Genomic DNA, 12,357 nt, shown 5'->3' with positions numbered 1-12,357 from the left:
CCACCGAACTACCCTCCCCGAGAGCTACCCAAAACCGCTCACGCTTCACCGCGGGCACACGATTGTTCGCCACCAGCAACCTCCAACAGACAGGCTGTTGCGGTGACCACTTGAGCCCAAGAAAGTTTCGCCAGAACCTGAAGGTTCTGTCGGCGAATTCTTGGGTTCTGTCGGCGCGAAACCGGGTTGGTTCTGTCGGCTTCCGTGCTGAGCGCGTTGGGAGCCTGTGGTGCGTTTGCGGGAGGCCGGGCTAAAGTTTGTCGCCGGGGAGACCACCAGCGGTCAGTAGCGTGACCCGCCCGACGTTGCCACCGAAGTCGAAGGTGATTCGCTCGGTCGCACCATTGCCCTGCTTCTCCACTGCTTTGCCCATCCCGTACTTGGGATGATTGATGCGGTCGCCGACGTCATAGTGCACCTGTTTGTTGCGACCGCGGGTGGGATCCGAGGAGTACGAGGACCGGCCGAGTCGATCGCTGCCGAAACCCGAGTCCCCGCGCCCGAATACCCCACCGGAAGAACCGAGATGGCGGCTTGTCGATCGGCGTGGCTCGGTGCGTCGCCAGTCGAGCAGATGCTGCGGTATCTCTTGCAGGAAACGAGATTCCGGGTTGGACACCGGCTGCCCCCAAGACGCCCGGGTCATCGACCGGGTGAGATACAGACGTTCCTTTGCACGCGTGATACCCACATAGGCGAGACGGCGCTCCTCGCTGAGTTCGGCCGGATCGCCAAGGGCGCGCATGTGCGGGAAATGTCCATCCTCCCAACCGGTCACGAACACTACCGGGAACTCGAGACCTTTGGCGGTGTGCAGCGTCATCAACGTCACCACACCGTCACCCTCGTCAGGCACCTGATCGGCGTCGGCGACGAGTGACACCTTCTCCAGGAAGGCGGCCAGCGATCCGGGTTCCGGCTGCCCTTCGGCGGCCTCGGCAGCCTCGGCGGCGTCCGCGTCGAGGCCATCGAGGTCGATGTCGTCGGCTGCGGCCAGCCCTGCCGCATCTGCACTGAATTCCCTTGCGACGGCAACGAGTTCGTTGATGTTGTCGAGGCGGGCACCATCCTGCGGGTCCCGGGATGCCTCGAGTTCGGCGCGATACCCGGTGCGCTCGACGATGGCGTCGACCAACTCACCGATGTCGGCACCCTCCTCCGTGGCGTCCACGACGGCAACATCCTCACCGGCCTCGCCCGCTCCACCGAACCTTGCCACGAAATCGTTGCGGAGCCCCTCGATGAGATCGACGAATCCGCCGATCTGTTTCACCGCACGCGTGTTCAACAGCGGAACCTTGCCCTCGGCCCCCTCCAGCAGCGCTTCATAGAAGCTGATCCCCATGTTCTCCGAATGCACGGCCACACATGCTTCGGCACGATCGCCGATGCCGCGGCGCGGGGTGTTCAGGATGCGCCGCAGACTCACCGAGTCGTCGGGATTGGCCACCACACGAAGGTAGGCGACGACGTCACGTACTTCCTTGCGCTCATAGAACTTGGTGCCACCCACCACCTTGTACGGGATTCCGTGCCGGACGAACACCTCCTCCAGTGGCCGGGATCCGGTGTTGGTGCGATAGAACACGGCGATGTCGGAGTACGAATGGCTCGACGAGCCGCCGATCGAGTAGTCGGTGAGATCCTCGATCTCCTTGGCGATGAACAGCGACTCGTCGCGGTCGGAGTCGGCCACATACCCGACGATCAGCTCGCCGTCACCGGAATCGGTCCAGAGTCTCTTGTCGCGCCGATTCTGGTTGCGGGCGATCACTGCATTGGCCGCGGACAGAATCGTCTGTGTGGAGCGATAGTTCTGCTCCAGCAGGATCGTCTCGGCATTCGGGAAGTCCCGCTCGAATTCCTCGATGTTGCGGATGGTGGCGCCGCGGAAGGCATAGATCGACTGATCCGCGTCACCGACGACGCACAGCTCCGACGGGGACACCGTCGAGTCCGTGTTCTCGTCCCCCACGAGCTCCCGGACGAACACGTACTGGGCGTGGTTGGTGTCCTGGTACTCGTCGACCATCACGTGCCGGAAGCGCCGGCGATAGTATTCGGCCACCTCCGGGTGACGCTGCAGCAACGACACCGTCTCGCCGATGAGGTCGTCGAAGTCGAACGCATTGGCCGACAGCAGCCGCCGCTGGTACTCCGCATAAATCTGGGCGATCACCAGGGCCGCCGGCTCGTCGTCGGTCGCCGCCGCCAGGGCCTCATCCGGGGCGATCAACTCGTTCTTGAGGTTGGAGATGCTGACCGCCACGCCGCGTGCACTGAACTTCTTCGGGTCGAGATCCATGTCGCGGATGATCATGCCCAGCAAGCGTTTCGAGTCATCCGAGTCGTAGATCGAGAAATTAGAGTTCCGCTTGCCCAACAGCGCCGACTGCGCCCGCAGTATCCGCACGCAGGTGGAGTGGAAGGTCGAGACCCACATGTAGGCCGCACGCGGACCCACCAGGTCGATGACCCGCTCACGCATCTCGGCAGCCGCCTTGTTGGTGAACGTGATCGCGAGGATCTGCCCGGGAGTGGTGTCTCGCTCGGCGAGCAGGTAGGCGATCCGCCGGGTGAGCACCGCGGTCTTGCCCGATCCCGCGCCGGCCACGATGAGCAGGGGCGATCCGGCGTGCAGCACCGCCGCGCGCTGTGGCGGGTTGAGACCGTCGAGCAGGCGGGCGGTGGGGTCATCGGGCGCGGCCTCGTCACGGGCTCCTGCGGAGCCCCCGGCCGTCTCGCGGATAGAGCTTGTCATCAGGAAACAAGGCTACCCCCGACTGCCGACAGACCCGCTGAGCCTGTCGAACGACGTCGCCGGCGCGCCCTGACCAGGACCGTTGGACCGTACCCGTCCCTGCGCGCTGCGTCGCCTCAGCCGACGAGACGGGCGTCGGCCACCTCGCCGACCCGCCCCTCCCCGGTGTGCAATGCCAAGTCGGGGGTCAGCGGCCGCACGGAGATTCCGCGCCCACGGCCTTCGAGCTGGACGTAGACGACGTGCAGACCCGCTTGCACATCCACCCGCTGAGCAGGTCCGTCGTCGAGGGCCATCTCGATCTGCCCCGGCATGTTCGCGCAGTAGCCGACCGCGATCGTCCACCGCCACTGCAGCAGCGGCCCGGACAGGGACAGCTCCGTGGGACCGTCGATCTCCGGTCGGTCACAAGCGCCGCTGCCGGGCTCGATCGTGCGGGCCGGCGTCACCGCTCCCTCGACCATGTGGCCACTGTTGTCGAGCACCATGAGCCGGTCGGTGGTCACGCCGAAGTCCGGACGCTCGCGCAGACGTCCGAACGTGTGGCTGATCTGGTTGTTCGGGTAGGCCACCGGCAGCAGTACCTCCAACGGCAGGGCCTGATCGAACATGGTGTGGTCCTGGTTGCGTGCCAGAGCCTGTTTGGCGTTGGCCAGGTAGTCGCCGGTGGGGTCGTCGCGCCACGACGACGAGAAGGACGCCAGCGAAACCATCGCCGAGGCCACTGCAAACGCACCGACGAGCGCGACGACTGCGACACCGGTCTGCCCACGCTCGGATCGTTCACCGACATGTCGCCCCGCCGGATGCTGCCGTGCGCCCGACCCGACGATCAGCGCGATCGCGATGGTGATCACCACTGCGGTGTCGGGTAGGTAGCGCATCGTCTGGGCCAGTTCCAACGCCGTGTTCGCGCTCGAACGGTTCCACATAACCGGGAGCTGCGCCACCACGACATAACCGGCTGCGCAAGCCACCACCGCTGCCGCACCGTGCCGGGTCCTGACCGCCCACACGACCAGCGCCGCGATCACCAGCCACCCGAGCACGATCATCCACACGGGCGCGAAACCCATCGGCGGGCTCGGCACCCACCGCTCCCACTCCCACGGTCCGCCCGCGAACGACGGGACCACGGCATTGTTGATCGATCGCCACACCAGGCGCAGGGTCTGACTGATCGAGTGCTCACCGGCGGTGGCGTCGGACACCGAGAAGAAGACGATCAGCCAGACCACGAACACCCCACTGAGCACCACCCACAGTGTGCGGGCCCCGGTGAAGGCACGGATCAATGCCGAATCCGCTGCCGGGACGTCCCGGCGGTCCGATTCGGCACCCGGCGCGGTGCCGGTCGGGGGTGTTCGGACGGCGGTCCGGGCGCTCAATGTGGCGGCCGCGAACGCGACCGGCAGGATGAACAGCGATTTCTCGAAGAACGCCAGTGCCACGACGAAAACCACCGCGGACCGGATCACGATCAATCGGGCATCGGGCCGGCGACCACGCGACCGCACCAGCAGCACCGCGTCGGCGACGATCCACGCCATCGCGGCCTGCAGCGGCAACGAGTTCAGTGCTGCCGCCCACCACGCGAAGGCCGGCACCGTCATGGGCGTGAACAAGTAGAACGCCAAGGCCGCCAGCGCACCGATCCCGGCCCGCGGCGCCAACACCCGGATCATCCGCCACACAGCCAGCGAGGCGAGCGCCTGCAACGCCACAAGGGTCACCGCCGGTATCAGCCAATCGACCGGCGCGACCACCGTGGACACCCCGGCCACCAGAAAGGCGGCCGGCATGAAATGCCCGTCATGACTGTGCCCGAGGTAGTCCCAACTCAGGATCGGATTCGACGACGCACGGCCGATCAGCACGAGGTCGTCCCAGTAGAAGTTGCCCGTCGCGGCGAGCCAGCCACGAACCACCAGTTGTGCCACGATCAGCGCGATCGCCACCGACGAGATCGTCCGCCTGCTCAGCATGCGGTCCAGTCTCACGTCGCGGCGGGCACGTGGCAAAATCGACCGGGTGACCGACGCCAACACCCCCGACGAGCGAGCCACCGCAGCCACCCCGTTCGATGTGGACGCCTATGACCTCTCCGACGACGTGTCGACGTTGGCCGATGACATCGATGAACTGCGCCTGGAGATCGACCGACTCGATGCGATGATCCTCGCCGCCATCAAGCGACGGTCAGCGGTGTCGAAGAAGATCGGCGCAGCGCGGATGGCCTCCGGCGGCCCACGGTTGGTGCACAGTCGTGAGGTGAAGGTTCTCGACCGCTTCGCCGAGCTCGGGCAAGAGGGCCACACGTTGGCAATGCTGTTGTTGCGCCTGGGACGCGGACCGCTCGGACGCTGACCGAACGCCGCATCGCCCCACCGGGTGGCGTGGCCGGCACGTCGCGAGGCGGGTCCCGACAGCATAGGGTGAAACCATGAGCGACGTCTCCGGCAGCGACCTCGAGATCAGTGACCACGACGACATCACCGCCACCGCATCCTGGCAGGCTCTCGCCGCACATCAGCCCCACGTGTTCGCCATGCACCTGCGTGAGGTCTTCGCGGTCGACCCGGACCGCGGACGCGAATTGACCCTCGACGTGGGCGACCTGCACATCGACTACTCCAAGCATCGGGTGCTTCGGGAGACCATCGAGCTGCTGTGCAGTCTGGGGCGCGAAGCCGGTCTCGAGGAGCGCCGCGACGAGATGTTCGCGGGCGCACACATCAACACCTCCGAGGACCGTGCGGTCCTGCACACCGCACTTCGACTGCCCGCCAACGCCACCCTCACCGTGGACGGTCAGGATGTGGTCGCCGACGTACATGAAGTCCTCACCGCGATGGGCGAATTCACCGACCGTCTCCGCAGTGGCGAGTGGCGGGGCCACACCGGCAAGAAGATCACCGACGTCGTGAACATCGGTATCGGCGGCTCGGACCTCGGACCAGTGATGGTGTATCAGTCACTACGGCACTACGTCGACACCGACATCCGGTGTCACTTCGTCTCCAATGTCGATCCCGCGGACATGGTCGGGACCCTCGCCGACCTCGATGCGGAGACAACGCTGTTCATCATCGCCTCCAAGACGTTCACGACCCTGGAGACGTTGACCAATGCCGCCGCCGCACGTACCTGGCTGCTCGACGCCCTGGGCGCCGGCCCCGATGCGGTGGCCAGACATTTCGTCGCAGTCAGCACCAACGCCGACGAGGTCGCGAAGTTCGGCATCGACACGGCAAACATGTTCGGCTTCTGGGACTGGGTGGGCGGGCGCTACTCGGTGGACTCCGCGATCGGGTTGTCGGTGATGGCGGCGATCGGCAAGGAGCGGTTCGCCGAGTTCCTCGACGGCTTCCACATCGTCGACGAACACTTCCGGACTGCCCCGCTGGAACGCAACGCGCCAGTCCTGCTCGGTCTGATCGGACTCTGGTACAACAACTTCTGGGATGCGCAGACTCGGGCGGTACTCCCCTACTCCAACGACATGGCGCGCTTCGCGGCATACCTGCAGCAGCTGACCATGGAGTCCAACGGCAAGTCGGTCACCGCCCACGGGCATCATGTGACCACCGAGACCGGTGAGATCTTCTGGGGCGAGCCCGGAACCAACGGACAGCACGCGTTCTACCAACTACTCCATCAGGGCACCCGGATGGTGCCGGCAGACTTCATCGGCTTCGCCGAACCCACCGACGACCTACCCACCGCCGACGGCACCGGCTCCATGCACGACCTACTGATGAGCAACTACTTCGCGCAGACCAAGGTGCTCGCCTTCGGCAAGACCGCAGACGAGATCGCCGCCGAAGGTGTAGCTCCGAATGTGGTGGCCCACAAGGTGATGCCCGGCAATCGGCCGTCCACCTCGATCCTCGCCCCGAAGCTGACGCCGTCGGTGATCGGGCAGCTGGTGGCTCTCTATGAGCATCAGGTGTTCGTCGAAGGAGCGATCTGGGGCATCAACCCGTTCGATCAATGGGGTGTCGAACTCGGAAAGACCCAGGCAAAGGAACTGCTTGGCGTCATCGTCGATGAGGCATCTCCGGCGGCACAAGGCGATTCGTCGACCGACGAGCTGGTGCGGTGGTACCGCACCCACCGCGGCCGCTCGGCCTGAGTGCCCTTCGTGACACTCGGCTAGCGCCTCGTTCCTCAGCGATCAGGGCAAGGGTCGGCCAGCGCATGGCTCGTCAGGAGTCAGGGGACGCTACTGCCAACGGGATTCGTCGAAGACTTCGTCGGGGATCTCGTCGCCCGGCTGTACCCCGAGCTGTTCGAGGCGCCCCATCAGTGCGGCGGCCACCGCGATGAACGTGACCAGATCCTGGGGTTCGGTTGATCGCTCGGCGGGGTCGCCACCCATGAATTCGTGCACCGACGGCGGCACACAGTCGCCCATGTCGATCGAGCGTTGACCGGTGGCGGTGCGCCACGCGTCGAAACTCGCCGCATCCACCGCATCCGCGATGTCACCGTTGCGGACCGCAGCGAGGACCTCGCCCACCGACGCGAGCGGGCCACTGCTGCCACTGGACGGATCGAAGCCGACCACCGTGTCCGCCGGGATCTCGTCATCCTCGTCGAGGGTGAAATAGACGATGCCCCGCCAGTCCGCACCCAACGCCGAGACGTCATCGCGCCCGAAGACGTCCGTCAACACCTCGCTGACCTCACCCTGGCGCCGCTCCCCGAACACCTGGAACGCGCCATGAGCCACAACCTGTCCCTGCTTGGCCGACACATCGGCTACCTTACGCATCGTGAGGCCACTTACGAGGACCCTGTCGCCGACGCGGCGTGTGGTCGTCGCCATGATCGCAGCCGGCACGCTGGTCGTCCCCGGCTGCGCCACCTCCACATCGACCGAAACACCCACACCGACGTCGGTGCCCACCACCGCAGCGGTGACCGTTCCGGCCGGTCCGGTCGAGGGCACCGCCCCCGGCACTGCCCTGGACTTCGGGGACACCGCCGTACTACCCGCGGATGCGTTCGACGCAACCGGGCCGCGTGCGATGTTCACCGTTACCGGAATCACCCCGGCCGAAGGCGTCCCAGACGACATCAGCGACGGGGGCACGCCGTACTTCCTCTACGTGACGGTGACGTCGCTGACCCGGCGGCCGACGGCGGCCCCGTCGGTCATCGGACTCAGCGGCAGTCCCGACGGTCGGGCGCCCACCCTGACCCGCGCGCCGGTCCCGGGGCTCACCGACTGTCCCGACACCGCACCGCCCGAACGGATGCGCCGCGGCGAGTCGTACAGCACCTGCCTGATCTCGGTGGCCGACGCCGGCGAGCGAGTCGAGCAGGTGATCTATTGGGCCGACACGACATCGGACGTGTCGCTGGACTACCAGCGGGCGCCGGTGTCATGGGCACTGCCCGGGGCGTCCGCGGCACCGTCGACGTCGGCCGCGGGTTGATCTGCCTTGTCACACCATTCGGCGAGTGATGGCTGACGGGAGATGGCGCAATGCCAGCGCAATCGGTCGCCATGGCCACGCCGGAACCGGAGCCCATGCCGATTCCTTCTCGATGGCCGCGACCATCGCGGCGACGCCGGTGTCGGTGTCGGTCATCAGCGCTGTCCGCACACCGCGGTTGATGTCGGTCTCGATGTAGCCGGGCAGCAGCACGGAGACGCTGATGGGCGAATCGGCGAATTCGGCTTGGAGGCCCTGCCCCAGAGCGGAGAGTCCCGCCTTTGATGCCGAATAGGCGGCTTGGGCTTTCGGCAGACCGCGGATCGCGCTCATCGAACTGACCAGCACCAGATGCCCGCGGCCCTGTGCCCGAAAGATCTCGAGAGCGGCCTCGACCTGTGCCAGCGCACCCACCAGGTTCGTCTGCACGGTCTCGATGTTCGCGGCCGCATTGCCCGTACCGATGGGCGCTCCCTTGCCCAACCCGGCATTGACGACGACCCGGTCCAGACCACCGAGTTCGTCGGCGAGCCGCGCGAAAACCGATGCAACCGATTCGGTATCGGTCACGTCGAGCTGCGCGGTGACCACCTGGGCAGCGGCGGGTTGCAGCTCGGAGGCCAGCTCGTCGAGACGATCGAGCCGCCGGGCACACAATGCCAGCGCGCGGCCCTCTGCGGCGAACCGGCGGGCCATTCCCTCGCCGAGTCCGGAACTCGCGCCGGTGATCAGGATCCTCTGCCGTGTCGTTGCGGTCACGGTTCCCCAACCTACCGGGGAGACCTGGTGTTGCCGTCGCGGAGCATGCGCGGGTCGGTCTCGACGATTCCGGTGCCGTCGACGACGAGGAGCCGTACACCGCGACTCATTTCAGCAACCGCGACATCCGACGGTCGGCCAATACCTTTCCGCCGGTCTGACACGTCGGGCAGTACTGGAACGACCGGTCGGCGAAGGCGACTTCGCGAATCGTCTCACCGCACACCGGACACGGCAGTCCGGTACGGGCGTGCACCCGTAAGCCGGTGCGTTTCTCCGACTTCAGCCTCGCCACCGTCTGACCTTCCAGACGCCCGATGGCGTCGGTCAGCACTGAGTGCACCCCGTTGTACAGGGCATCGATCTGCTCGGGGCTCAGCGACTTGGCCGACGCGAACGGTGACAGCTTGGCCGTGTGCAGGATCTCGTCGGAGTAGGCGTTGCCGACGCCGGCCAACACACGCTGATCGGTCAGCACGTTCTTGATCCGTCCGGTCGTGCCGGACAGAATGGCGCCGAATTCGTCGCGACCGACAGCGAGCACGTCCGGTCCCAGTGTGGCGATGCGATCCACCTCGCCGACCTCACGCACGATCCAGACGGCCAGACGTTTCTGCGTGCCGGCCTCGGTGACGTCGAAACCCTCCCCCGGCAGCCCGCAATGCACGCGCAACGCGATCGGCCCCTTGCCCCCGGGTCGCGGTGGCGTCTGCGAGAGGCCATCACTCCAGCGCAGCCAACCGGCCCGCGACAGGTGGATCACCATCACGATCACCGGGTCGGGAGAGTTCGCGGTGTCGGGTCCCGGCATGGTCCGGATGATCAGGTACTTACCGATCCGGCTGACCGATTCGACGATGCGTCCGGCCAGTGCGCTGTACGGCGGGTCTGCGGTTTTCAGCACGGCCAGCGAGGCCACGTCGACCCGTCGGATCGGAAGTCCGGCGGCTCGTCCGTCGACGTAGTCGGCGATCGCCGCCACCTCAGGAAGCTCAGGCATGTCTCCAGTGTGCTCTAGTAGACGGATGATCTCGCGCCTTTCCGACGCCGACCTGGCGGCTCACATCGCCGAGGGCGCGGGTCAGATCCTTCTCGGCGTCCGACATGGTGACCTACTGACCGGACGCCATCTCGGGGACGTCGGCGACGCGATGGCCCAGGCGTGGATCGCCAATGTCGTCGTGCGCCATCGTCCGCATGATGCGGTGCTGTCGGAGGAAGGCGCCGACATCGGTGACCGAGCCACCACCGAGCGGGTGTGGATCATCGATCCGCTCGACGGCACGCGCGAGTTCGCCGCCGGCTCCGCTGACTGGGCTGTCCACGTCGCGTTGACCCACGACGGACGGGTGACCGATGCCGCCGTCGCACTGCCGGCGGTGGGCGAGGTTTTTCGATCCGACACCGTCACAGCGCCCGATGGTCCGCTCACCGGACGCATGGCGGCGTCTCGGTACGGTGGCTCGTACGAGAGCGCATGGGTGTCGCGGCGACTGTCGCTGAGCATGATCGGCATCGGTTCGGCCGGTGCCAAGGCGATGGCGGTGGTGCGCGGTGACGTCGACGCGTATGTGCACGCCGGCGGACAGTACGAGTGGGACAACTGCGCGCCGGTGGGTGTCGCCCAGGCTGCGGGTCTGCATTGCAGCCGTCTCGACGGGACGCCCATCGTCTACAACCGACCCCAGCCTTACATGCCGGATTTTGTCATCTGCCGCAAGGAGATCCGCGATGACCTTCTCGGTGTGATCGACGAGATCTGGTGAGGGCGGCGGCCGCGGAAGTCACGACTTACGCAGCAGATAGATGTCCATGATCCATCCGATCCGCTCGCGGGCCTGCGCACGGGCGGTGACGATCCGCTCGGCGACGTCGGCGACGCGACCGGAGATCAAGATCTCGTCGTCGGTGCCCACGTAGGCTCCCCACCAGATGTGGTCGTCGGGGTCTGCCGTGTGCCGGAAGGTCAGATCGCCGTCGAGCATGACGATCTGGTTGGCGTCCGCGCCCACCGGAGTATCGGCCAGCCGTCGCCCGGTGGTGATGTGGATGGGTTCCCCGATGCGGTTGGCCGTGATGCGATGTGCGGCGGTGAGCGCACTGGCGCTGGTCACACCGGGCACCACCCGGACATCGATGTCGAGTTCGGAGTGTTCGCACAGATCGTCGACGATCCGCAATGTGCTGTCGTAGAGGGCTGGGTCACCCCAGACCAGGAAGGCGGCGACCCCACCGTCGACGAGTTCGTCGGTCAGCACGTCGGAGAGGACGGCAGCGCGAGCCCGATGCCAGCGCCTGACCTCGGCGTCGTAGTCGTCAGGGCTGCGATCACGAGGCGGGTCGACGACCTCGACGACGCGGTGGGTCGGCGCGGCGTGCCGGGCCAGGATCTCCCGTCGCGCATCGGCCAGCGACTGCTTCGTCTGTCCCTTGTCGAGAAGCAGGAACACATCGACGTCGGCCAGGGCGTCGACGGCCTCGAGCGTGAGTTGGCGCGGGTTGCCGGGCCCGATGCCGATGACCCGCAGCGTGATCCGCATCATTGCTCAGCTCCGCACCCTGGGAAGACCGTGTTTGCGTGCGGTCATGTCCAGGATGAACTGGCGCGGCAGCAAACGACGCAAGGCGAAGACCAAGCCGGCTTGATTGCCTTTGGCGTAGAAAGGTTTCGGGTGTTCGGCCAGAGCTGCGTCGACAATGACCCGGGCCATCGTGGCCGCATCGATCCCCGCGTCTTCGTTCTTGCGAGTGGCGGCAGCCAACGTCTGGTATTCGGCGGCATACGGCGAGTGCTCGCCGATGTGGATGCTGCGCCGGTCGCCGATACCGGTGGCGATCGTGCCGGGCTCCACTGAGATCATTCGGATGCCATACGGGGCGACCTCGCGACGAGTCGCGAAGGCAAACGCTTTCAACGCGGATTTCGTTGCGGCGTAATTGGACCGGAAGGCCACCGGGAAGCTGGACAGCATCGATCCGACCATCACCACGGTGCCGGCGCCACGCTCCCGCATACCGGGCAGCACCGCTTTCGTCAATGCGATCGGCCCGAAGACGTTGACCGCGAACAGTTTCTCGATCGACTCCATCGAGGTGTCTTCCAGTGCACCGGCTTGGCTCTCGCCGGCGTTGTTGACCAGGATGTCGATCACCCCGACCTTCGCCACACATGCCTCGGCACTGTCGTAGTCGGCGTTGTCGAGTGCGACATAGTTGACACCGCGGATCGGGTCGGCCACGGTCTCGGGATGTCGACTGGTGCCGTAGACGGTGTGACCCCGTTCGACGAACGCTCGCGCGACTTCGGCCCCGATGCCGCTCGATGCCCCGGTGACCAGCACGACCTTGGAATGTGATGCACCCACGACGAACACCGTAGCGCGTCGGTCGCCG

11 protein-coding genes are annotated in these 12,357 nt (G+C 66.2%); 4 read left to right on the top strand and 7 right to left on the bottom strand.

The window, feature by feature from the left end:
* Positions 1 to 250: 250 nt before the first annotated feature.
* Positions 251 to 2,761 (bottom strand): UvrD-helicase domain-containing protein, encoded by a 2,511-nt coding sequence (locus L1892_RS20595; protein ID WP_235725526.1) that lies wholly within the window; start codon positions 2,759 to 2,761, stop codon positions 251 to 253.
* A gap of 116 nt (positions 2,762 to 2,877) precedes the next feature.
* Positions 2,878 to 4,746, bottom strand: a complete 1,869-nt coding sequence (locus L1892_RS20590) for a hypothetical protein (RefSeq protein WP_235725524.1) — start codon at positions 4,744 to 4,746, stop codon at positions 2,878 to 2,880.
* Here L1892_RS20590 and L1892_RS20585 point away from each other — a divergent pair.
* On the top strand, positions 4,745 to 5,128 hold the full coding sequence (locus L1892_RS20585) for a chorismate mutase (protein WP_268900517.1): 384 nt from the start codon (positions 4,745 to 4,747) through the stop codon (positions 5,126 to 5,128). The two genes, L1892_RS20590 and L1892_RS20585, sit on opposite strands and share 2 nt — an antisense overlap.
* Positions 5,129 to 5,204: 76 nt before the next feature.
* Entirely contained in the window at positions 5,205 to 6,896 is a 1,692-nt protein-coding gene (gene pgi, locus L1892_RS20580; RefSeq protein WP_235725520.1) for a glucose-6-phosphate isomerase, read from the top strand.
* Positions 6,897 to 6,986: 90 nt separating this feature from the next.
* Here pgi and L1892_RS20575 read toward each other — a convergent pair whose 3' ends face one another.
* Positions 6,987 to 7,538: a hypothetical protein gene (locus L1892_RS20575; protein ID WP_235725518.1), complete on the bottom strand. Its 552-nt coding sequence runs from the start codon at positions 7,536 to 7,538 to the stop codon at positions 6,987 to 6,989.
* A 52-nt stretch (positions 7,539 to 7,590) separates the two neighbouring features.
* Here L1892_RS20575 and L1892_RS20570 point away from each other — a divergent pair, with 52 nt between their 5' ends.
* Positions 7,591 to 8,205 carry a hypothetical protein gene (locus L1892_RS20570; protein ID WP_235725516.1) on the top strand — a complete coding sequence of 205 codons (615 nt, stop codon included), beginning with the start codon at positions 7,591 to 7,593 and terminating at the stop codon, positions 8,203 to 8,205.
* A gap of 9 nt (positions 8,206 to 8,214) precedes the next feature.
* Here L1892_RS20570 and L1892_RS20565 read toward each other — a convergent pair whose 3' ends face one another.
* Positions 8,215 to 8,964 (bottom strand): SDR family oxidoreductase, encoded by a 750-nt coding sequence (locus L1892_RS20565; protein WP_235725514.1) that lies wholly within the window; start codon positions 8,962 to 8,964, stop codon positions 8,215 to 8,217.
* Between the two features lie 106 nt (positions 8,965 to 9,070).
* Complete coding sequence (locus L1892_RS20560; protein ID WP_235725512.1) at positions 9,071 to 9,964, bottom strand: Fpg/Nei family DNA glycosylase; 894 nt, start codon at positions 9,962 to 9,964, stop codon at positions 9,071 to 9,073.
* A gap of 25 nt (positions 9,965 to 9,989) precedes the next feature.
* Here L1892_RS20560 and L1892_RS20555 point away from each other — a divergent pair, with 25 nt between their 5' ends.
* Positions 9,990 to 10,730 (top strand): 3'(2'),5'-bisphosphate nucleotidase CysQ, encoded by a 741-nt coding sequence (locus L1892_RS20555; protein WP_235725511.1) that lies wholly within the window; start codon positions 9,990 to 9,992, stop codon positions 10,728 to 10,730.
* An 18-nt stretch (positions 10,731 to 10,748) separates the two neighbouring features.
* Here L1892_RS20555 and cobF read toward each other — a convergent pair whose 3' ends face one another.
* Together cobF and L1892_RS20545 are read right to left on the bottom strand one after the other, a co-directional pair.
* Positions 10,749 to 11,504, bottom strand: coding sequence for a precorrin-6A synthase (deacetylating) (gene cobF, locus L1892_RS20550; protein WP_235725537.1), 756 nt, complete (start codon positions 11,502 to 11,504; stop codon positions 10,749 to 10,751).
* Positions 11,505 to 11,510: 6 nt separating this feature from the next.
* On the bottom strand, positions 11,511 to 12,329 hold the full coding sequence (locus L1892_RS20545; RefSeq protein ID WP_372475337.1) for an SDR family oxidoreductase: 819 nt from the start codon (positions 12,327 to 12,329) through the stop codon (positions 11,511 to 11,513).
* Between the last annotated feature and the right edge of the window lie 28 nt (positions 12,330 to 12,357).

The sequence above is a fragment of the Gordonia tangerina genome, from assembly GCF_021556435.1.
Lineage (GTDB): Bacteria > Actinomycetota > Actinomycetes > Mycobacteriales > Mycobacteriaceae > Gordonia > Gordonia tangerina.
Note: the sequence above shows the minus strand (reverse complement) of the source record. Positions and strands in the feature narration are given on the sequence as shown.

Excerpts from the sequence above, each read along its gene's own strand:
- L1892_RS20595 (WP_235725526.1), bottom strand. The coding sequence starts at position 2,761 with ATGACAAGCTCTATCCGCGAGACGGCCGGGGGCTCCGCAGGAGCCCGT.
- L1892_RS20585 (WP_268900517.1), top strand. The coding sequence starts at position 4,745 with ATGCGGTCCAGTCTCACGTCGCGGCGGGCACGTGGCAAAATCGACCGG.
- L1892_RS20590 (WP_235725524.1), bottom strand. The coding sequence starts at position 4,746 with ATGCTGAGCAGGCGGACGATCTCGTCGGTGGCGATCGCGCTGATCGTG.
- pgi (WP_235725520.1), top strand. The coding sequence starts at position 5,205 with ATGAGCGACGTCTCCGGCAGCGACCTCGAGATCAGTGACCACGACGAC.
- L1892_RS20575 (WP_235725518.1), bottom strand. The coding sequence starts at position 7,538 with ATGCGTAAGGTAGCCGATGTGTCGGCCAAGCAGGGACAGGTTGTGGCT.
- L1892_RS20570 (WP_235725516.1), top strand. The coding sequence starts at position 7,591 with ATGATCGCAGCCGGCACGCTGGTCGTCCCCGGCTGCGCCACCTCCACA.
- L1892_RS20560 (WP_235725512.1), bottom strand. The coding sequence starts at position 9,964 with ATGCCTGAGCTTCCTGAGGTGGCGGCGATCGCCGACTACGTCGACGGA.
- L1892_RS20555 (WP_235725511.1), top strand. The coding sequence starts at position 9,990 with ATGATCTCGCGCCTTTCCGACGCCGACCTGGCGGCTCACATCGCCGAG.
- cobF (WP_235725537.1), bottom strand. The coding sequence starts at position 11,504 with ATGCGGATCACGCTGCGGGTCATCGGCATCGGGCCCGGCAACCCGCGC.